The sequence below is a fragment of the Agrobacterium sp. O3.4 genome (assembly GCF_041414895.1).
GTDB classification, from domain to species: Bacteria; Pseudomonadota; Alphaproteobacteria; order Rhizobiales; family Rhizobiaceae; genus Agrobacterium; species Agrobacterium cucumeris.
The window spans coordinates 179267-200327 of the sequence record NZ_JALPZP010000001.1 but is presented as its reverse complement, the minus strand read 5'-3'; the positions used below and the strand labels follow the sequence as shown (position 1 = coordinate 200327).

General features: G+C 60.8%; 21 protein-coding genes. 6 read left to right on the top strand and 15 right to left on the bottom strand.

All coding sequences use genetic code 11. The features are described from left to right. Nucleotides 1–2: 2 nt before the first annotated feature. From ureC to urtE, 10 genes are all read right to left on the bottom strand, one after another. On the bottom strand, nt 3–1712 hold the full coding sequence (gene ureC, locus M0412_RS00925; RefSeq protein WP_269701855.1) for an urease subunit alpha: 1710 nt from the start codon (nt 1710–1712) through the stop codon (nt 3–5). A gap of 4 nt (nt 1713–1716) precedes the next feature. Further along, a complete protein-coding gene (locus M0412_RS00920; RefSeq protein ID WP_269701853.1) occupies nt 1717–2361 on the bottom strand; it encodes a Urease operon accessory protein in 645 nt (214 codons plus the stop codon). 5 nt (nt 2362–2366) lie between these two features. Next, nucleotides 2367–2783, bottom strand: a complete 417-nt coding sequence (locus M0412_RS00915) for a lysozyme inhibitor LprI family protein (RefSeq protein ID WP_371338011.1) — start codon at nt 2781–2783, stop codon at nt 2367–2369. Between the two features lie 8 nt (nt 2784–2791). Beyond that, nucleotides 2792–3148, bottom strand: coding sequence for a GFA family protein (locus tag M0412_RS00910; RefSeq protein ID WP_174030238.1), 357 nt, complete (start codon nt 3146–3148; stop codon nt 2792–2794). Between the two features lies 1 nt (nt 3149). Then, nucleotides 3150–3455, bottom strand: coding sequence for an urease subunit beta (locus M0412_RS00905; RefSeq protein ID WP_046797816.1), 306 nt, complete (start codon nt 3453–3455; stop codon nt 3150–3152). Between the two features lie 20 nt (nt 3456–3475). After that, complete coding sequence (locus M0412_RS00900; RefSeq protein ID WP_121690644.1) at nt 3476–3733, bottom strand: DUF1272 domain-containing protein; 258 nt, start codon at nt 3731–3733, stop codon at nt 3476–3478. Nucleotides 3734–3744: 11 nt separating this feature from the next. Next, nucleotides 3745–4047 (bottom strand): urease subunit gamma, encoded by a 303-nt coding sequence (locus tag M0412_RS00895; RefSeq protein WP_269701847.1) that lies wholly within the window; start codon nt 4045–4047, stop codon nt 3745–3747. Between the two features lie 111 nt (nt 4048–4158). Continuing rightward, the gene (locus tag M0412_RS00890) at nt 4159–5013 is read right to left on the bottom strand and encodes an urease accessory protein UreD (RefSeq protein WP_269701845.1); all 855 of its coding nucleotides are present in this window, start codon (nt 5011–5013) and stop codon (nt 4159–4161) included. Next, nucleotides 4917–6173, bottom strand: coding sequence for a PHB depolymerase family esterase (locus tag M0412_RS00885; protein ID WP_269701843.1), 1257 nt, complete (start codon nt 6171–6173; stop codon nt 4917–4919). Before M0412_RS00885 ends, M0412_RS00890 begins: the two co-directional genes overlap by 97 nt. A 254-nt stretch (nt 6174–6427) precedes the next feature. Beyond that, entirely contained in the window at nt 6428–7123 is a 696-nt protein-coding gene (gene urtE, locus M0412_RS00880; RefSeq protein WP_142840511.1) for an urea ABC transporter ATP-binding subunit UrtE, read from the bottom strand. Nucleotides 7124–7359: 236 nt separating this feature from the next. Between urtE and M0412_RS00875 the strand changes: the two genes are divergently transcribed. Continuing rightward, nucleotides 7360–7644, top strand: a complete 285-nt coding sequence (locus M0412_RS00875; protein ID WP_110756268.1) for a GIY-YIG nuclease family protein — start codon at nt 7360–7362, stop codon at nt 7642–7644. A 149-nt stretch (nt 7645–7793) separates the two neighbouring features. Here M0412_RS00875 and urtD read toward each other — a convergent pair whose 3' ends face one another. From urtD to M0412_RS00850, 5 genes are all read right to left on the bottom strand, one after another. Beyond that, entirely contained in the window at nt 7794–8555 is a 762-nt protein-coding gene (gene urtD, locus M0412_RS00870; protein ID WP_006314997.1) for an urea ABC transporter ATP-binding protein UrtD, read from the bottom strand. Nucleotides 8556–8559: 4 nt separating this feature from the next. Beyond that, nucleotides 8560–9732: an urea ABC transporter permease subunit UrtC gene (gene urtC / locus M0412_RS00865; RefSeq protein WP_269701836.1), complete on the bottom strand. Its 1173-nt coding sequence runs from the start codon at nt 9730–9732 to the stop codon at nt 8560–8562. Continuing rightward, nucleotides 9729–11342: an urea ABC transporter permease subunit UrtB gene (gene urtB / locus M0412_RS00860; protein ID WP_269701834.1), complete on the bottom strand. Its 1614-nt coding sequence runs from the start codon at nt 11340–11342 to the stop codon at nt 9729–9731. The genes urtC and urtB overlap by 4 nt, the downstream gene beginning before the upstream one ends. 280 nt (nt 11343–11622) lie before the next feature. Beyond that, entirely contained in the window at nt 11623–12912 is a 1290-nt protein-coding gene (urtA, locus tag M0412_RS00855) for an urea ABC transporter substrate-binding protein (RefSeq protein WP_269701832.1), read from the bottom strand. A gap of 345 nt (nt 12913–13257) precedes the next feature. Beyond that, a complete protein-coding gene (locus tag M0412_RS00850) occupies nt 13258–13464 on the bottom strand; it encodes a DUF2735 domain-containing protein (RefSeq protein ID WP_161991263.1) in 207 nt (68 codons plus the stop codon). Nucleotides 13465–13944: 480 nt separating this feature from the next. On the opposite strand from M0412_RS00850, the gene M0412_RS00845 reads away from it, so the two are divergent. The 5 genes from M0412_RS00845 (at nt 13945) to M0412_RS00825 (ending at nt 21052) form a co-directional block, all read left to right on the top strand. Next, nucleotides 13945–14979, top strand: a complete 1035-nt coding sequence (locus tag M0412_RS00845) for a glutamine synthetase beta-grasp domain-containing protein (RefSeq protein ID WP_142840517.1) — start codon at nt 13945–13947, stop codon at nt 14977–14979. A 158-nt stretch (nt 14980–15137) separates the two neighbouring features. Beyond that, nucleotides 15138–15908: an SDR family oxidoreductase gene (locus tag M0412_RS00840; protein ID WP_269701829.1), complete on the top strand. Its 771-nt coding sequence runs from the start codon at nt 15138–15140 to the stop codon at nt 15906–15908. Nucleotides 15909–15939: 31 nt separating this feature from the next. Further along, nucleotides 15940–19335 carry an ATP-binding protein gene (locus tag M0412_RS00835; RefSeq protein WP_269701827.1) on the top strand — a complete coding sequence of 1132 codons (3396 nt, stop codon included), beginning with the start codon at nt 15940–15942 and terminating at the stop codon, nt 19333–19335. After that, on the top strand, nt 19332–20261 hold the full coding sequence (locus tag M0412_RS00830; RefSeq protein ID WP_269701825.1) for a response regulator: 930 nt from the start codon (nt 19332–19334) through the stop codon (nt 20259–20261). The genes M0412_RS00835 and M0412_RS00830 overlap by 4 nt, the downstream gene beginning before the upstream one ends. Nucleotides 20262–20527: 266 nt before the next feature. Beyond that, nucleotides 20528–21052, top strand: coding sequence for an AAA family ATPase (locus M0412_RS00825; protein ID WP_269701823.1), 525 nt, complete (start codon nt 20528–20530; stop codon nt 21050–21052). The last annotated feature ends 9 nt before the right edge of the window (nt 21053–21061 follow it).

Here is a 21061-nt window from a genome sequence, read left to right as displayed (position 1 = left end):
CGTTAAAACAGGAAATAACGCTGCGCCATCGGCAGCACGGTGGCGGGTTCGCAGGTCAGCAATTCGCCGTCCGCCCGCACTTCATAAGTCTCGGGATCAACCTCGATATGCGGCGTGAGTGAATTGTGGATCATCGACGCCTTGGAAATGCCGCCGCGCACGTTCTTCACCGCCAAAAGCTTCTTGGCGACGCCAAGGCGCTGGGCAAGACCGGCATCCAGCGACGCCTGCGATACGAAAGTGACCGAGGAATTGGTGCGCAACTTGCCATAGGCGGCAAACATCGGCCGGTAATGCATCGGTTGCGGTGTGGGGATGGAGGCATTCGGATCGCCCATCGGGGCAGCGGCAATCGAACCGCCGAGCAGCACCATCTCCGGCTTCACGCCGAAAAAGGCCGGGTTCCACAAGACAAGATCGGCACGCTTGCCGACTTCGACCGAGCCGATCTCATGGCTGACGCCCTGCGCAATCGCCGGGTTGATCGTATATTTGGCGATGTAACGGCGTACCCGGAAATTGTCGTTTTCGCCCACCTCTTCCTTCAGGCGGCCGCGCTGGCGTTTCATCTTGTCGGCCGTCTGCCAGGTGCGGATCGCCACCTCGCCGACACGGCCCATGGCCTGACTGTCCGACGATATGATCGAAAACGCGCCGATATCGTGGAGAATATCCTCCGCCGCGATGGTTTCCTTGCGGATGCGGCTTTCGGCAAAGGCAATGTCTTCCGGAATGGACGGCGACAGGTGGTGGCACACCATCAGCATATCCAGATGTTCGGCCAGCGTATTGACGGTATAGGGCCGCGTCGGGTTGGTGGAAGACGGGATGACGTTGGGATTGCCACAGACCTTGATGATATCAGGCGCGTGCCCGCCGCCCGCTCCTTCGGTGTGGAAGGCGTGAATGGTGCGGCCCCTGATGGCGGCGACCGTGTCTTCCACGAAGCCGCTCTCGTTCAGCGTATCGGTGTGGATCATCACCTGCACGTCATATTCGTCGGCGACCGTCAGGCAATTGTCGATGGCGGCGGGCGTCGTGCCCCAGTCCTCATGCAGCTTCAGCGACGATGCGCCGGCAAGGATCATCTCCTCCAGTGGCGCGGGCAGCGAGGCATTGCCCTTGCCGGCCAGTGCCAGATTCATCGGAAAAGCATCGAAGCTCTCGATCATCCGCTCGATATGCCATGCACCGGTGCAGGTGGTGGCAAGCGTGCCATGCGCCGGGCCGGAGCCGCCGCCCAGCATGCAGGTCACACCGCTCATCAGCGCTTCCTCGATCTGCTGCGGGCAGATGTAATGGATATGCGCGTCCATGCCGCCGGCCGTCAGGATCCTGCCCTCGCCGGCAATCGCCTCCGTCGAGGGACCGACGATGATCGTAACGCCCGGCTGCGTGTCCGGGTTGCCGGCTTTGCCGATGGCGTGGATACGGCCGTTCTTCAGGCCCACATCCGCCTTGTAGATGCCTGTATGGTCGACGATCACGACATTGGTAATGACGGTATCGACAGCCCCTTCGGCCCGTGTCGCCTGGCTCTGGCCCATGCCGTCGCGAATAACCTTGCCGCCGCCGAATTTCACTTCCTCGCCATAGGTGGTGTGGTCCTTTTCGATCTCGATGAAGAGTTCGGTATCGGCAAGACGCACCTTGTCACCAACCGTCGGGCCGAACATGCCGGCATAGGCGGCGCGGGAAATCTTGTAAGGCATGGGCTCAGGCTCCTTGGGATGCGGAGAAAATCGATGTGGGAGAAATTCGTTTGAGCCGGCCCTTGCCCGCCAGGGCCTCGACCAGCTGTTGTTCGGCGGCAAATGGGTGACCGCTCCAGCCCTGATGGCCGAAACCGGCAATCGCCACCTCGTCACCATCACCGCTCACACTCTCAAGAACATGGGCGATGGTGAAAAGGCCGGTGCTGGGGCAGACATAAGGTGCGGGCGAATAGGCTTCGAGCGCCGCATCCAGCCTCTCATGCACGCCGCGGGGAATGACGATATGGCGCTTGCCGGTCTCACGGGCGATGGCCGCAAAACCGGGAGTATAGTCGGCGCAGAAATCGGTCAGTTCCGGCCAGCGCACCCGAATATCCGGCTCCATTTCGGCAAACTTGGCGGGATCACGCACCGACCAGATGGCGGCGGCCTGCCGCACCCCGTCGCTCTCACGCCAGTCGGTGCCTTCCGTCATCTCATGGCCCGGCCGCCCCGTGTTGCAGACGGCCACCACATCGGTGCGTGTGCCGCCAGGCCCCAGCGACCGGCAGTCATTAAAGCGGATGACGATATCGGAACGGTCGATGACATCAGCCGCACCCGGCGGCAGTTCCCCGTTTCCGACAATCGTGATGCGCCGCCCCATGCCGTTCAGAAACCCTCGGCAAGCTGGCGTAGCTCTTCCGCGCGCTTGCCGCTCATCTCGGCCAGGCAGGACGAAATCAGCATCGGTTCCATCGAGCCGCCACGCGCCTGAAAGCCGGCAAGCGCGCAATTGGCATCACGAAACGCCACCCAGGCGCGCTGTGCAGTCACCAGAGCGTCGGTCGCACCCTTGCCGTCTGCATCCGCCGTCTTGTCGCGCTCGATAAGCAGCTTGCGCAGCTTCTGATATTCGGCGTTGAGCTGCTTGTCGGCCTTTTCATAATCCTTGCCGGCGCAGATGGTCATGTCCGCCTGCGTTTCCGGCGCCTTGCAATCCGGCTCGGTCTGCGCAACCGCCGGCATCGACAAGCCGGCTGTTGCCGTAAGCAGCACGGCTGCGACGAAAAGGCTTTTTCGGTTCATCCTCATCTTCAGGCCGCCGCGCCGTCAAAAGCCTGCGGCTTCAATGCCCGGGGATCGACGCCATCGAGACAATTGGCGTTCACCGCCACCATTGGCGTTCCATCCGGCCCATCGGCATAAGCAAAGCTTTCAATGCCGCAGGTGGAGCAGAAAAGATGATGAATATGGTGTTTGTTGAAGAGATATTCGCTCAGCTTGTCCTCGCCGGAAAGCAGGGTGAATTTCTCACGCGGCGCAAAGGCCAGCGTCGAGCCCAGACGCTTGCAGCGCGAGCAATTGCAGACAATGGTGTGATCGAGATCGGCATCGACCTCGAAGCTAACGTCGCCGCACTGGCAGCTTCCATGATAATGCGCACTGGCCATTTCATAACCTCCCCATGACCTGTTGACGAAAACCATAAACCTCACGCTTGCCGGAAAGCGGCACCAGCGTCACTTCCCGCTTCTGGCCCGGTTCGAAACGAACCGCCGTGCCCGCGGGAATATCGAGACGCATGCCACGCGCCTTGTCACGCTCGAAGATGAGCCCGGCATTGGTCTCGAAAAAATGGTAATGGCTGCCCACCTGCACCGGCCGGTCGCCCGAATTGGCCACCTCGATCGTCACCGTCGGCTGGCCGGCATTGAGCTCGATGGTGCCCTCTGCGGCAATGATCTCGCCTGGCTTCATGGTGCTCTCCCTTATCTGTTTCAGGCGGCGGTCGCGGCCGCGCAGCCTTCGGCCTTCAGCACGCGCTTCGTGGACGCCGGATTGTTGACGAGTTTTGCCGCCGGGCGGACCGGCCTGCGAACCAGCTCACCGCCGCAATTCGGGCAGGCGCCTTGAAGCACATCCGTCACACAATCAACGCAGAAGGTGCATTCGAACGAGCAGATCATCGCATCCCGGCTGTCGGGCGCGAGATCTCGGTCGCAGCATTCGCAATTGGGCCTCAGTTCCAGCGCCATGCCACCCTCCTCTATCGGATCGGTTCGTGAACGGTCACCAGCTTGGTGCCATCAGGAAACGTCGCTTCCACCTGCACATCATGGATCATCTCGGCAATGCCATCCATCACCTGATCGCGGGAAATCACATGCGCGCCGGCTTCCATCAGGTCTGCAACGGCACGGCCGTCACGGGCGCCCTCAACGACGAAATCGCTAATCAGCGCAATCGCTTCGGGATAGTTGAGCTTCACGCCACGCTCCAGCCGGCGGCGCGCCACCATGGCGGCCATGGAAATCAAAAGCTTGTCTTTTTCTCTTGGGCTAAGGTTCATCGTCGTCCCGCAGCTTTCGCACCTGCACCACAAACCACTGAGGGTTTCGGGGAACAGGTCCGACTTGTTTGACAGACCCCGGAAGGTCGCCTGTCGCGGGCGATCCGGAGGTTACAGATTCCAGACTTTCGGCACTGGCGCGCCGTTTCGCAAGAGCGAAATGATTGGAAAAAGCAATTTTCTGAGGGAGAAACCATCCGCCGCGGAGACACGTACGACAAGCTTGCCCTGCCATTCGCTGGCACCGCCGCTTTCACCGGCAATCGCCCGGATTTTAGGCAGAAGCGCCTCGGCGAGAGGCCCGATATAGAGAAGAGTGGCGAAGGCCACCTGACCGGCCAGAACCGCCGTCTTCGCGGTCAGCTCCGCCACCTCGCCCTCAAGCAGAAGCTCTTCGGCATGCACCAGCTTGCCGCCATGGCGAATGCGCCAGCGGTCACGAAAAAGGCCATGCGTCATCATCTCGCCCATGGCCTGGCGGCCAAGTAACACGGCTTCGACGGCGATGAATTCGGAAGACTGGTCGAGATCGGCTTCCAGCCTTCGGGTCAGGGAAGCCCGGTCGAAGAGGATGGTTTCCTGCGGCAGCCAGTGCAGTTTTGCACCCGGCCCGGCCGAAACGCGGGCGGTGACGGTGGCTGTGCCTGATGATGCCTTGTAGACCTTCTCGCAGGCCTGCGTTGTCACCACCAGCGAGGTGCCGGCACCGGCGGTGGCCTGCCATTCTATTTCGTCTCCGCCGGTCAGCCCGCCGGAGGAATTGATGAGAATGGCCTCGGCTTCGTTTGAAAACGTATCCGGCAGTCGGATTTTGGCGCAGCCTTCCTGAAACAGTTCGTCCAGCCGGCTGCGCCCTTCAACCGCCTTGGTTACAATGCGTCCTCTGCCACGGGCGCGCTGCTGCCGGACAGGCTGTTGAGCGTCTTCACAACCGGAAGGGCCGATGGCTTGCTGTTGCTGCTGCACGCGGTCTCCGATGTACTTGCGGAAGCGGACGCGGCCTTTGCGCCACAATCCTTCTTGACGACGGCGTCCACCACCAGCTGCCCTTCCGTGTTGCGGAAGAAGTCCCACATTCTTTCAGCCGCATCAACCGTGCGCGTCACTTCGCCTGTGGGCATCTTGCGCTCCACGGCGGGTTCCGCCTTCGGCGTCTGCTCGCCGCCCGGCTTGCGGGTAACGACGGCGCTCGCGGCCAGCACTTCGGCCTTCATGGTGGCGCGCGGCCAGGCATGGTCCCAGTTTTCGATGACATAGGACTGGATGCGCGCACCAGCCTTGCAGACATCGTAAGAATTAACGGTGAAGCTCTCGCCCACCTTGCTTTTGGCAGCGCCCTTGCAGCCATCCATTTCGGCCCAGCGCTTCAGCGCCGTCTCGCCGCCATATTGCCAGTAGGATTTGCCGCCGCCCTGATAGGGATTGGCAGGGTCCTTCAGCCCGGCAAAGGCGATGATCGACATCGGCCGTGCCGGCTGGCAGCTTGCCGCATCCGGGCCCCATTTGCCTTCGGTCTCCAGCGGATAACCCGCGCGCAGCGAGGCGACAAAGCCGGCGGCGGTGAAATCCGCGCTGCCATTGCAGATGAATTGCGACAGCATGCGCCCGCCGCCGGAATAACCGGAACCATAAAAGCGCTCTTCATCCACGCAGAATTTGCCCTTGACCATGTCAATCGCATTGCGAATGAAACCCACCTCATCCAGCCCGCCGGGACGCGTGGTAACGCCCGGCACGTTCCAGGCATGGGTGCCGGGCAATTCGCCGTTCAGACTGCCGGCCAGCGCCACAACCATCAGACCATCACGCTCGGCCAGCTTGTCCCAGCCGCTGCGGTTCAACTGACCGTGCGGATTGCTGTTGGAGCCATGGAAATCGAATACCACCGGCACCGGCTTTTTTCCGTCATAGGCAGAGGGAACAAAATAGACGCCGTCGCGTTTCTGCCCGTTAGAGAGAATGGAAAAATCATGCCGACCTGGCTCCATGCCGGGTCCGGGGAGCTGACCGCAGGTCGATGCCGACGCTGCGGCACCAGCGCTTGCGCATATCGCAATGCCCAGAATGACGGTGCGGGCGGAGCGGAAAAACCGGGCAGCCCGGCCAATTGCAAAGTCTGGAATCATTGACACGCCTTTATTGGCACTATGTCTCCGACGATACGTCGGAGGTGCATGGAATGTAAGGGATCAACTGTCGCGGCGTGCGAATAGACTTTTCCTGTGTCTCGCATGCAGCATTTGCGCTGCCAATATCACAGGCTTTTATTCAACGAAATGCTAAAATTGCGCATAAAAGCTATGCTCAGGCGCATAGGCTTTCAAAATATTAATCGGCCGTTTGCACGCCGTGATCGGCGTGCGGTATTTTTAGTCTCGATTTATACTGTCAGATGACGCCGCGCTTCCGGGGTATCCAGCGTTTCGGCCAGCCCCTCATGCACGATTTCGCCGCGATCCATGATGTAGACGTAATCCGCAAGCTCACGGCAGAAGTCCAGATATTGCTCGACCAGCAGGATCGCCATGCCGGTGGAATCGCGCAGATATTTGATCGCCCGGCCGATATCCTTGATGATCGACGGCTGGATGCCCTCGGTCGGCTCATCGAGCACGAGGATTTTCGGCCGCGTTACCAGCGCCCGGCCGATGGCGAGCTGCTGCTGCTGGCCGCCGGAGAGATCGCCGCCGCGCCGTGACAGCATGGATTGCAGCACCGGAAACAGGCTGAAAATATCATCCGGGATGAACCGTTCCCTGCGCGGCAGCGGCGCATAACCGCTTTCCAGATTTTCCTGAACGCTGAGTAGCGGAAAGATTTCACGCCCCTGCGGCACATAACCGACACCACGCTTCGCCCGCTGGTAAGGCGCCAGCCCATCCAGCGCCGCGCCGCCGAAACTGATCGTCCCGGCACTGGTGGCCTGCTGGCCGGTGACGGCGCGCAAAAGCGAGCTTTTGCCCACACCGTTGCGGCCGAGAACGCAGGTGATCTTGCCCATCTCTGCATTAAGCGAAACGCCGCGGAGCGCTTGGGCGGCGCCGTAGTGGAGGTTGATGTTTTCGACTGTCAGCATGGTGCCACCTGTAGCTTCATCGGGGAGCGGATTGTGGATCCTCGGGTCAAGCCCGAGGATGATATAGCTAGGCGCGGGACGGAAAACGACGCCACCACATCGAGATTTCGCCCTGACTGTGGGACGTCAGGGTGAAAGAATGTTCGTGCAACATTGCAGGTATAAGCTCCAGACGTAACCACACCCCACCCGTCATCCTCGGGCTTGACCCGAGGATCCACCTCCGGGAGCCCACCATGACCGGCTTCGTTTACATCGTCACGAGCGGCAGACACGGAACGCTCTACATCGGCGTCACGTCCAACCTCGAGCAGCGAATCTACGAACACCGCGAGGGCCTGACGGAAGGTTTTACCAGTCGTTATGGATGTACGCGCCTCGTCTGGTATGAGGAGCATATGAGCATCGGCACCGCCATCCAGCGGGAGAAATCGTTGAAGCGCTGGTATCGCGACTGGAAAATCAAGCTGATTGAAGATTTTAATCCGGAATGGCGTGATCTTTATGAGGAGTTTGGCTGAGGGCTTGGGGGTGGATCCTCGGGTCAAGCCCGAGGATGACGGCGGAGAATGGGGCACTGCTGACAACATACCCCCTGCCGTCATCCTCGGGCTTGACCCGAGGATCCACAGCGGCAAACGCCCAAATGTCCTTGTGACACCCGCCTCCATCACCGCCCCAGATAATTCTCGATCACCTTCGGATCGCTGGACACAAAATCGATCGACCCTTCCGCCAGCACCGAGCCTTCGGCAAGACACGTCACCTTCACGCCCAGCTCGCGGATGAAACCCATGTCGTGTTCCACCACCACAACCGAACGGGTCTTGGCGATTTCTTTCAACAGCACCGCAGTTTCGGCCGTTTCCGCATCCGTCATGCCCGCCACCGGCTCGTCCACCAGCAGCAGCTTCGGCTCCTGTGCGAGCAGCATGCCGATCTCCAGCCACTGTTTCTGCCCGTGCGAGAGATTGGCGGCGAGGTCGCCCCGGCGGTGGCCAAGCCGCACGGTGGCGAGGATTTCCTCGATGCGGGCCTTGTCCTCTTGCGTCAGCCGGTAGAACAGCGTGGCGAACACGCCGCGCTTGCGGTTCAGCGCCAGTTCCAGATTATCCCAGACGGTGTGGCTTTCGAATACCGTCGGCTTCTGGAATTTTCGGCCGATGCCGAGCTGGGCAATATCCGCCTCGTCCTTTTTGGTGAGGTCGATGCTGTCTTCGAACAGCACCGTGCCGGTATCCGGCCGCGTCTTGCCGGTGATGATATCCATCATCGTCGTCTTGCCTGCGCCATTCGGGCCGATGATGGCGCGCAGTTCGCCCGGTTCCACCACGAAGGACAGGGAATTCAGCGCCCTGAAGCCATCGAAGGAAACGGAGACACCATCGAGATAAAGCAGGCTTTTGGTTCTGTTTTCGGAAACCGTGTTCATGGGCTTACTCCGCTGCCTGTTGCGCAACCGCGCTGTCATTGCCCGGCTGCTCACCAACGCTCAGCGCCCGGGCAACGCGCTTTTCGCGACGCCCTGCGAGATAATGCTGCAGGGTGCCGACAATGCCCTTGGGAAAGAACAGCGTCACCGCGATGAAGAGACCACCCAGCGCGAACAGCCAGAATTCAGGAAAGGCACCGGTGAAATAGCTCTTGCCGCCATTAACGAGAACAGCGCCGAGGATCGGCCCGATCAGCGTGCCGCGACCGCCCACCGCCGTCCACACCACCACTTCAATGGAGTTGGCGGGCGAAAATTCGCCGGGATTGATGATGCCCACCTGCGGCACGAACAGCGCACCGGCAATACCCGCCATCATGGCAGACACGACAAAGGTGAAAAGCTTGATGTTTTCCACCCGGAAACCGAGGAAGCGCACCCGGCTTTCGGCATCCCGCACGCCCACCAGCACCTTGCCGAATTTGGAATTGACGATGCCTGACGCGATCAGCAGCGAGATCGCCAGCATCACGGCGGTTACGGCAAACAGCACGGCGCGTGTGCCATCCGCCTGCACGGAAAAGCCGAGAATATCCTTGAAATCGGTGAGGCCATTATTGCCGCCGAAACCCATATCATTGCGGAAGAAGGCGAGCAGCAGCGCATAGGTCATGGCCTGGGTGATGATGGAGAGATAAACGCCGTTGACGCGCGAGCGGAAGGCGAACCAGCCGAACACGAAGGCGAGCAGCCCCGGCACGACAAGCACCATCAGCGCCGCAAACCAGAACATGTCGAAGCCCTGCCAGAACCACGGCAGTTCCTTCCAGTTGAGGAACACCATAAAATCAGGCAGCACCGGATGACCATAAACCCCGCGCGTGCCGATCTGCCGCATCAGATACATGCCCATGGCATAACCGCCGAGCGCGAAGAAGGCGGCATGGCCGAGCGAGAGAATGCCGCAATAACCCCAGACCAGATCAAGCGCCAGCGCCAAGAGCGCATAGGCCAGATATTTGCCGAGCATCGACATGATGTAGGTCGGGATGCGGAACGCGCTGTCGGCTGGCAATAGCAGGTTGGAGGCCGGCACCAGCACGGCGATGGCAAGGATGATGCCGATGGCGATGGAGATGCGGCGATCGAGCGCGCGCAGGAGGAAGCCGGTAATCATGCTTCGATCGCCCTTCCCTTGAGTGCGAAGAGACCGCGCGGCCGCTTCTGGATGAACAGGATGATGAGGACAAGCACGAGGATCTTGCCGAGCACGGCGCCCACCGTCGGCTCGAGAAACTTGTTGAGCACGCCGAGCGACAGCGCGCCGACCAGCGTTCCCCAGAGGTTGCCGACACCGCCGAACACCACCACCATGAAACTGTCGATGATGTAGCTCTGGCCGAGATTGGGTGAGACATTGTCGATCTGCGACAGCGCTACGCCGGCAAGACCGGCAACGCCCGAACCAAGCGCGAAGGTGAAGGCATCCACCCAAGGGGTGCGGATGCCCATGGAAGAGGCCATGCGGCGGTTCTGCGTCACGGCGCGCATCTGCAGGCCAAAGGCGGAGCGTTTCAGCAGCACCAGCAGCGCGAAGAACACCGAGAGCGAGAAGCAGACGATCCATACCCGGTTCCAGGTGAAGTTGAGATAACCGACGCTGAAGGAGCCGGACATCCAGCTCGGACTGCCGACTTCCCGGTTGGTGGGGCCGAAGATGGAGCGCACGCCCTGTTGCAGGATGAGCGAGATGCCCCAGGTGGCAAGCAGCGTTTCCAGCGGCCGCCCATAGAGGAAGCGGATGACGCCGCGCTCCATCACCAGGCCGACAAAACCCGTCACCAGAAAGGCGGCCGGCAGGGCAATCGCCAGCGACCAGTCAAACAGGCCGGGGAAATGGCTGCGGATCACCTCCTGCACCATGAAGGTGGAGTAAGCACCGATCATCACCATCTCGCCATGCGCCATGTTGATGATGCCCATCACGCCGAAGGTGATGGCAAGGCCAATGGCGGCGAGCAGCAGCACGGAACCGAGCGACAGGCCGTACCAGACATTCTGGGCGTAATCCCAGAAGGCAAGCGCGCTTTCAATGCTGGAAATCGCCTCGTCTATGTCGGGTTTCAGGCTCTGATCCACGGAAGAGGACGCCGCCATCAGAATGCCGATCGCATCGCGCCCCCCAAGGCTCTTGATGGTGGCAATCGCATCTTTCTTCTGGTCGAGCGGACGGTCCGAGGAGAGCAGCGAGACAGCCCGCGCTTCCTCCATCCGGGTTCGCACCTCTTTGTCCGTTTCCTTTGATATGGCCGCTTCTAGCAATTCGAGATTTTCAGCACTCGGCGCTTTCAGAACCGCGTCTGCCGCGGAAAGCCGCACGGAGCGTTCCGGGCTGAGCAGCGTCAGGCCGCCCATCGCAGCGCGGATGACCCGGCGCAGATTGTTATTGACCCTGATCTTGGTAACGGCCGCCTTCGGTGCTTCACCGGCGCTTTCACCGGTCAGTGGGTCGATGAGCGTGAAGCTGGAGCCTTCAGGTTTCGTCATGAACACCAGATTGTCGGCCTTGCGCACGTAAAGATCGCCCGCCGCGAAAGCCTCGAGCGCCGGCACGACACGCGCGTCGCCCGTGGCGGCAATCTGGCCAATCAGCGTTTCGGCCTGTTTGAAATCAGCCGTGCCGAGCTGGTCGATCAGCGCCTTCGGATCGCTTTGCGCGAAGGATTGGGCTGCGATCCCCAGGGTGAGCCAGAGGAAGATGGCTCCGAGAAAAGATCGGATCGTCATGTCGGGGTCCTTAGGGCGTTTCCAGTAAAAGCGACGTCTGTGGGTGCCGCTCACCCCCCTCTGCCCTGCCGGGCATCTCCCCCACAAGGAGGGAGATCGGCAAGGTGCGCTCGCATCGCTCTATCTCGACCGAAGAGAAATGCGGGGCCTCGCCACGAGTCGATCTCCCCACCTGTGGGGGAGATGCCCGGCAGGGCAGAGGGGGGCACGCTTGTTCAGTTTTCAACTATTGAAGCACCGCCCCCAACGAAGAGGGAGCGGCATCATCCCCCGGGGCTAATCAGCTACCCTTACCGCCGCACTTCCCACTGGCCACATTAAAGTTCCCGCAAGACATCGGCTTCCGCCAATCCGAAATCAGATCCTTCGAGTCCGGCAGATAATCCGACCATTCATCCCCCACCACCTGCGGTGTCTGCTGCACGATCTCGAACTGGCCATCGGCCTGAATTTCGCCGATCAGCACCGGCTTGGTGATGTGGTGGTTCGGCATGACAGTGGAGTAACCGCCCGAAAGGTTCGGCACGGAAACGCCGATGATCGAGTCGAGAACCTTGTCCGTCTCCGTCGTGCCGGCGGATTCGACGGCCTTTACCCAGGCGTTGAAGCCGATATAGGCGGCTTCCATCGGGTCGTTGGTCACGCGCTTGTCGTTCTTGGTAAAGGCATGCCAGGTCTTGATGAATTCGGCATTGACCTCGGTATCGACGGACTGGAAGTAGTTCCAGGCGGCAAGGTGGCCGACCAGCGGCGCGGTATCGAGACCGGCCAGCTCTTCTTCACCCACCGAGAAGGCGACGACCGGAATATCCTCGGCCTTGACGCCCTGGTTTGCCAGTTCCTTGTAGAACGGCACATTGGCGTCACCATTGATGGTGGAAACCACGGCGGTCTTCTTGCCAGCCGAGCCGAATTTCTTGATGTCGGACACGATCGTCTGCCAGTCGGAATGACCGAACGGCGTGTAGTTGATCATGATGTCCTCTTCCTTGACGCCCTTCGACATCAGGTAGGCCTTCAGGATCTTGTTGGTGGTCTGCGGATAGACATAGTCCGTGCCGGCCAGAACCCAGCGCTCGACACCTTCGGTGCTGGCGAGATAATCAACAGCCGGAATGGCCTGCTGGTTGGGGGCAGCACCCGTGTAGAAGATATTGCGGGAGGATTCTTCACCCTCATATTGCACGGGGTAGAACAGCAGCGAATTCAGCTCTTCGAACACCGGCAGCACGGATTTGCGCGACGAAGACGTCCAGCAGCCAAAGACGGCGGCGACCTTGTCCTGCGAAATCAGCTGGCGGGCCTTTTCGGCAAATAGCGGCCAGTCGGAAGCCGGATCGACCACCACGGCTTCAAGCTTCTTGCCGAGCACGCCGCCCTTCTTGTTCTGCTCGTCGATGAGCATCAGCATGGCGTCTTTCAGCGTTGTCTCTGAAATCGCCATGGTGCCGGACAGCGAATGCAGCACGCCGACCTTGATGGTGTCGTCGGCGGCAAAGGCGCCATGGAAGGCGGTGGTGGACAGGATCGCGCCAAGCAGCGCGGCACTAAGCGTCTTGCGGAATGTCATCGGAAGAACCCCTCTCCTTGTTGGCCTCCTGCGGAGGCTCAGCGGCATCAGCGGCCGCTGCTGGGAGGGACTATCGATCTCGCGGATGCGAAACCGTATACGTCAATTGACGTAGGCGGGGTGGCGAAAGGTGCAGTGGGGGGTAGACAAGCTTAACTTACGAGTGGAGCGAGACATCTCAACTTGTTTCTTCTCCCCGCCGGGGAGAAGTCCGCGGCAGCGGGATGAGGGGGTAACGGTCGAGATATACGGAGAGCTAGCCCCCTCATCCGACCCTTCGGGCCACCTTCTCCCCCTCGGGGAGAAGAAATGCGCGGCACCGTTTCACATCAGAGGTGCGACACATCAGGAATGCGGCTTGCCGTCCCGCTCTTCGTCGCGGATCGCGTCATCATGATACCAGGAGCCGAAATCCACATGCGGCTCGCGTGCCTGACGCTCAAGCTCGCTCAGCGCGCTATTGTGGAACTTGGAAAGCCCCGCGCGCCCGCCAACCGGGAATTGATAGATCGTTGCCGTCTCGCGATGAAAGCCAGTTGCCATTTCGACCATCTCACTCTGTTTGCATCGAAGCACTTTGGTTATGAAGCAAACCCGCAAAGGCCGGATTCGCTCCGTTTGATTAAAAAAAAATCACGTTGCGAAAAATATAGGCACTAATCGGCCAATCAGCAAGAAAAACCATTCCGAGAGCGCCGGTTTTTGGGGCAAATGCCGATCCGTCGCGCGCAATTGAAATCATTGCACCGCAACAGGGCATTTCATGCCGGGACGCCGGCTATCTATCAGGATTCAATGATGAAACATGAGGGTTAAATTTGCCTTCCGCAGTGCAACAGGACCGGCTTCGCGCAATATCGCAGCCTTTGCGTTCCAGAGCCTCTGAAAGATTTTTCGAAGAATTTGCGAAACATCGCCAATCTGGCACGCGGCATGCATCTAAGGGGTCAGCCCTTGAACGCGAATGCGCTTCCGGCGGCGAAAGCCACGGAAGCCTCAAGGCTTCGCATTTTTACCTATGAGAGGTTCGTAATGACTAAGTTCAAACTCGAGTACATCTGGCTGGATGGATACAAGCCGGTCGCCAACCTGCGCGGCAAGACACAGGTCAAGGAATTCGACGAATTCCCGACACTCGAGCAGCTGCCGCTCTGGGGTTTTGATGGCTCGTCCACCCAGCAAGCTGAAGGCCATTCGTCGGATTGCGTGCTGAAGCCCGTTGCGATCTATCCCGACCCGGCCCGCACCAACGGTGCACTCGTCATGTGCGAAGTCATGATGCCCGATGGCGTCACCCCGCATGCCTCGAACAGCCGCGCCACCATCGTCGAGGACGAGGATGCATGGTTCGGTTTCGAACAGGAATATTTCTTCTACCAGGACGGCCGCCCGCTCGGCTTCCCGGAACAGGGTTACCCGGCTCCGCAGGGCCCGTATTACACCGGCGTCGGTTTCAAGAACGTCGGTTCGGTTGCTCGTGAAATCGTTGAAGAGCACCTCGATCTCTGCCTCGAAGCCGGCATCAACCACGAAGGCATCAACGCCGAAGTGGCCAAGGGCCAGTGGGAATTCCAGATTTTCGGCAAGGGCTCCAAGCGCGCCGCCGACCAGATCTGGATCGCCCGTTACCTGCTGCTGCGTCTGTGCGAACAGTACGGCATCGACGTCGAATTCCATTGCAAGCCGCTCGGCGATACCGACTGGAACGGCTCGGGCATGCACTGCAACTTCTCCACCAAGTTCATGCGTGAAGTTGGCGGCAAGGACTATTTCGAAGCCCTCATGGCCGCTTTCGCCAAGAACTGGCAGGAGCACATCGACGTTTACGGTCCGGACAACCATCTGCGCCTGACCGGCAAGCACGAAACCGCTCCGTGGAACAAGTTCTCCTACGGCGTGGCAGACCGTGGCGCGTCGATCCGCGTTCCGCATTCCTTCGTCAACAACGGTTACCGTGGTTACCTCGAAGACCGTCGCCCGAACTCTCAGGGTTGCCCCTACCAGATCGCTTCCGTCGTTCTGAAGACGATCGCAGAAGTGCCGCTCGCAAAGTCGGCCGCTGCCTGATAAGCAAAAAATGGCGTCGCCCCGAACCGGGCGGCGCCATTTTTCTGTCCACCGAACGGCCGGGCCGGACGGGCGACCTTTCGCTCTCTGCCCCACGCGGCATATTCTTCCTTCGCGAACTCCAAGAAGTTTCGGCACGTCAAGCAAGAAGGTGAGCGATGGGCATTCTCCAGAAATTCTCTCTCGAAAACCGCACGGCCATCATCACCGGCAGCGGCCGCGGCCTCGGTTTCGAAATCGCCAGCGCCTTTGCCGAAGCGGGCGCCCATGTGTGGCTGACCGGCCGCAATGCCGAAACGCTGGAACAGGCGGTCGACACGCTGCGCAAGGCCGGCGGCAAGGCCGATTACGCCGCCTTCGATATCGCCGATACGACCGCCGGCAGCGCGCTTGTCCGCCGCATCATGGACGAGTTCGGCCACCTCGATATCCTCGTCAACAATGTCGGCGCGCGTGACCGCCGCCCACTTGCCGAATTTACCGACGAGGATGTGCTGGAGTTGATCCGCACCGATCTCACCTCCTCCATCTCGCTGTCACGCGATGCGGCAGAGGCCATGAACATCAATGGTTACGGCCGCATCATCACCATCACCTCCATTCTCGGCCATATCGTTCGGCCGGGGGATGCGATCTATCCCGTCGCCAAACAGGGGCTGACCGGGCTGATGCGGGCGATTGCCGTGGAATATGGCGCACGCGGCATCACCAGCAACGCCATCGCACCCGGCATGTTCGCCACGCAAACCAATGCCGCCCTTGCCGAAAACCCTGAGATGGTGGCTTTCGCCAAGCTGCGCGTGCCGCTGGAGCGTTGGGGCCGGCCGGATGAAATCGCCGGTGCGGCCCTGTTTCTGGCCAGCGATGCGGCCTCCTTCGTCAACGGCCACGTGCTGACGGTGGATGGCGGCATGTCGGTGCGGCTGTGAGAGGCCCGTTGCGGAAAGGCGCTCGATAGGCATGGCCGCACGGCAACGCATCATCCCCGTCAGGCGCGAATATAATCGCTGGGTCGCCAACCAGACGCTGGAAGATTATGCGCTGCGCTTCACCGCCAAAAGCGCCCGGCAATTTTCCTCCAACCGCATTTCCCACACCGCCATCGGCGCGATTTCGTTCCTCGCACTGGAAGCCATCGGCGGGGCCATCACACTGTCCTACGGCACTACTAATGCCTTTTACGCCATCCTCGTCGCCGCCATCGTCATGCTTGCCGTCGGCCTGCCGATCAGCCGTTATGCCATCCGCCACGGCGTCGATATCGATCTTTTGACGCGCGGCGCAAGTTTCGGATACATCGGCTCCACCATCACCTCGCTCATCTATGCGGCCTTCACCTTCATGCTGTTCGCCATCGAGGCGTCGATCATGTCCGGGGCGCTGGAACTGGCGCTCGGCATTCCGCTCTGGATCGGCTACATCATTTCCGCCGTCATGGTCATTCCGCTTGTCACCCACGGTGTGCGCCTCATCAGCCGTTTCCAGATCATTACCCAGCCCTTCTGGATCATTCTCAACGTCCTGCCCTTCATCTTCATCGCCCTGATGGACTGGGAAAAATACGACCTATGGCGCGCCTTTGCCGGCATCCACCACGCCTCCGGCCCGCCGGGAACGGTGGCAGATTTCAATCTGGTGGAGTTCGGCGCAGCCTCTGCCGTCATTCTTGCGCTGATGTCGCAGATCGGCGAACAGGTAGATTTCCTGCGCTTCCTGCCGGCCGAAGGCCAGAGTCGCCTGCGCCACCGCATCGCCGTCTTCCTCGCCGGTGCCGGCTGGGTCGTCGTCGGCGTGCCGAAGCTGCTCGCCGGCTCCTTCCTGGTGGTACTGACCTTCAGCTCCGGCGTCTCGGTGGATCGCGCCGCCGATCCAGCGCAGATGTATCTGACCGCTTTCGGCTACATGATCCCCAATCAGACGGCAGCAATGCTGCTGATGGTCGCCTTCGTGGTCGTCTCGCAGCTGAAGATCAACGTCATGAACGCCTATGCCGGCTCGCTCGCCTGGTCGAATTTCTTCTCCCGCCTCACCCACAGCCATCCCGGCCGCGTCGTCTGGCTGGTGTTCAATGTGGCGATCGCGCTGCTGTTGATGGAACTCGGCATCTACCGGCTGCTGGAAGAAACGCTCGGCATATTCTCCATCATCGCCATGGCATGGCTGTGCACCATTTCCGCCGATCTCTTCATCAACAAGCCGCTTGGCCTTGCCCCGCCGGGCATCGAGTTCAAGCGCGCCCATCTCTACGATATCAATCCTGTCGGCGTCGGCTCCATGGCGCTTTCGGCCACCATTGCGCTGATGGCGCATTTCGGCGCCTTCGGCCCGCTTGCCGCATCGCTCGCGCCCTATCTGACGCTGATCGTCGCCTTCATCGCCTCGCCACTCATCGCCTGGGGCACGAAGGGCAAATTTTATCTCGCCCGCAAACCGCGCCAGAAATGGCGTGAAGAAAGCAGCATCACCTGCTCGATCTGTGAACACCCGTTCGAACCGGAAGACATGGCGTGGTGTCCGGCCTATGCCGCGCCGATCTGTTCGCTCTGCTGCTCACTGGACAGCCGCTGCCATGACATGTGCAAGCCGAAGGCCAAACTGAATTATCAGGTCGCCACCGTCGCGAAATCCTTCCTGCCCGCACAACTGGTGGCAAAGCTCGCCACGCGGCTGGGGCGCTACGGCATGGCGGCGGCGATTGCCGTCACCGCCATCGGCGGCATATTGGCGATGATCGCCCATCAGGTCGGCACCGCCTCGCCGGCAACGGCCGATGTGGTGAACCGCACCATCCTCATCGTGTTTTTCGTCTTCGCCGTCATTGCCGGCATCGTCTGCTGGTTCCTCGTGCTTGCCCATGACAGCCGCGTCGTGGCGGAAGAGGAATCTTCCCGCCAGAACACATTGCTGCTCAAGGAAATCGCCGCCCACAAGAAAACCGATGCCGCCCTTCAGGACGCCAAGGAGACAGCCGAGGCCGCCAACCGCGCCAAGAGCCGTTATGTGGTGGGCCTCAGCCACGAATTGCGCACGCCGCTCAACGCCGTCTTGGGCTATGCCCAAATTCTCGAGCGCGACGATACCATTCCCCCTCCCCGACAATCGGCGATCAAGGTCATTCGCCGCTCGGCCGATCACCTGTCGGGCCTGATCGACGGGCTTCTCGATATTTCCAAGATCGAGGCCGGCCGCCTGCAGGTCTATTCCAACGAGATCAATATCCAGGATTTCCTCGACCAGATCGTCGACATGTTCCGCCCTCAGGCGCAGGCCAAGGGGCTGGAATTCCGCCATGACCGGTCGCGGGCCCTGCCGCAATATGTCCGCACCGATGAAAAGCGGCTGCGCCAGATCCTCGTCAACCTGCTCTCCAACGCCATCAAATTCACCGATGATGGCGCAGTCACCTTCGATGTCGCCTATCGCAGCCAGGTGGCAAGCTTCACGGTGTCCGACACCGGCCGTGGCATCGCACAAAAGGATCTCGCCCGCATCTACGAACCCTTCCAGCGCGGCGAGGCCGAGAGCGTGCGCCCAATGCCGGGGCTCGGCCTTGGCCTCACCATCACACGGCTCCTGACCAACACACTCGGCGGCGAGATTTCCGTTTCCAGTGAAAAGGATGAGGGCTCCACCTTCCGCGTCCGATTGATGCTGTCAGCCGTGCACCGACCAAGCACGGCGCCTGCGCCGGAAAAGACCATCCGCTCCTATTCCGGCCCGCGCCGCACCATCGTTGTGGTCGACGACAATGAGGATCATCGCGAACTGATGCGACAGGTGCTCTCACCGCTCGATTTTGTGGTGCTGACGGCACAAAGCGGGCCGGAATGCCTGACGCTCATCGAAGGCGTAAAGCCTGATCTTTTCCTCATCGATATTTCCATGCCCGGCATGAGCGGCTGGCAGCTTGTGACGAAACTGCGTGAGGCCGGCCAGACCGCCCCGCTTATCATGCTCTCGGCCAATATCGGCGATGGCACCGTGGCAGGCGCGGGCGAAGACAACCACAACGACGCCATCGCCAAGCCGGTCGATATCCGCCACCTTTGCGACAGGCTTGCCGTGCATCTCGGCCTGAAATGGATTTACGATACGGACATGCCCCCGGAACCCGCTCCGCAGCCGGTTGCACGGATCATCCATCCGGGCGCTATCCATATCAGGGATTTGCAGCAGCTCGGCGAAATCGGCTACATACGCGGCATTGAGGCGAAACTCGCCGATCTCGCCCGCAACACGGAAAACCTGCCCTTCACGCAGGAGCTTGGCACCTATGTGCAGGCCTTCGATCTGGCCGGTTACGCGCATTTTCTCAAACGGTTTGCGGATAAAGACACGGGAGATGGCAACCCATGAGCGCTCAGGCAACAGCGGCTCCAAGAGACATCGTCCTGCTGGTGGATGACAGCCCGGAAGCGCTCGGCTTCCTCACCGATGCGCTGGAACAGTCCGGCTTTTCGGCGCTGATCGCCACCTCGGGACAGGCCGCGCTCAACATTGCCGAACGCATCACGCCCGATATCATCCTGCTCGACGCCGTCATGCCCACCATGGACGGTTTCGAGACCTGCCGACGCCTGAAGGCCAATGCGGCGGTGGCGCAGGTGCCTGTCATCTTCATGACCGGGCTGACGGAGACCGAACATGTGGTGCGGGCGCTTGAATCCGGCGGTGTCGATTATCTGACCAAGCCGATCAATATAGACGAGTTGCGTGCCCGCATCCGCGTGCACCTTTCCAATGCCCGCTCGGCCCAGAGCGCCCGCGTGGCGCTCGATGCCGCCGGCCGCCACCTGCTTGCCGTGCGCGCCAGCGGCGCCATCCACTGGTCCACACCGCAGGCGACCCGGCTCGTCAACGCCGCCACCGGCCGCGATGACGGCATGGAAACCGTCGTCACCCATATCGGCCGCTGGCTCGGAGAACGAGCGGCAGCGGAAACCGGTCGCGACGTGCCGCTGACGATCACCGACGCCGGGCGGCCTGCCCTGCAACTGTCATTCCTCGGCGCCATGGGGCCGGATGAATTCCTCTTTCGCCTCACCGCCGCCAGCGAGAAATCCGACGACCACCTGTTGCGCGAGCATTTCTCCCTCACCGCGCGGGAATCGGAAGTGCTGCTGTGGATCGCCAAGGGCAAATCCAACCGCGATATCGGCGATATTCTCGGCCTTTCCGCGAGAACGGTGAACAAACATCTGGAACAGATCTATGTGAAGCTCGGCGTCGAAAACCGCGCGTCGGCGGCCGTCAAAGCGGCGCATGTTCTGCATCAGGGGTGAATTTCCTCGCGTGATGCGTTAGGCTGCTGCTGACATCCCCCAGAGCAGCCAATTCCGGACGAGCGGCGGCCGCTTGTTTCTTCTCCCCGCCGGGGAGAAGTCCGCGGCAGCGGGATGAGGGGGCAAGCCCTCTGAAGTCCGGCAACGTTGCCCCCTCTTCCGACCCTTCGGGCCACCTTCTCCCCCTCGGGGAGAAGAAACAAGCGGCAAACCACCATCCAAAATCGCCGTCCGATCCGCTGAACCCAACACAGGAACAAACACCCATGAACCGTTTCATCATCCTTTCCGGCTGCTCCGGTGGCGGCAAATCCACCCTGCTTGCCGAACTATCCCGGCGCGGTTTTGCCACCGTCGAGGAACCCGGCCGCCGCATCGTCATCGAAGAAACCCGTAACAACGGCACCGCCCTGCCGTGGGTCGACATCGAAGCCTTCGCCCGCCGTGCCATCGCCATGGCACTCGAAGACCGGCAAACGGCGCCGCCGGATGGCCTCGTCTTCTTCGACCGTGGCCTGATTGACGCGGCCTCCGCGCTGCGCCATGTCAGCGGCGATGCTTTTATCGATACATTGCGCCATGCGCATCGCTACAACAGGCTGGTTTTCCTCACCCCGCCCTGGCCGGAAATCTACCGTGGCGATGATGAGCGCCGGCACGATTTCGATGCGGCGGTGGAGGAATACGAGCGTCTGCTCCGCGACTATGACGCGCTTGGCTACGACACCGTCGTGCTCCCGAAATCGGGCATCGCAGAACGTGCAGATTTTATCCTGACGCGGATCGGCTGAACGGCACCT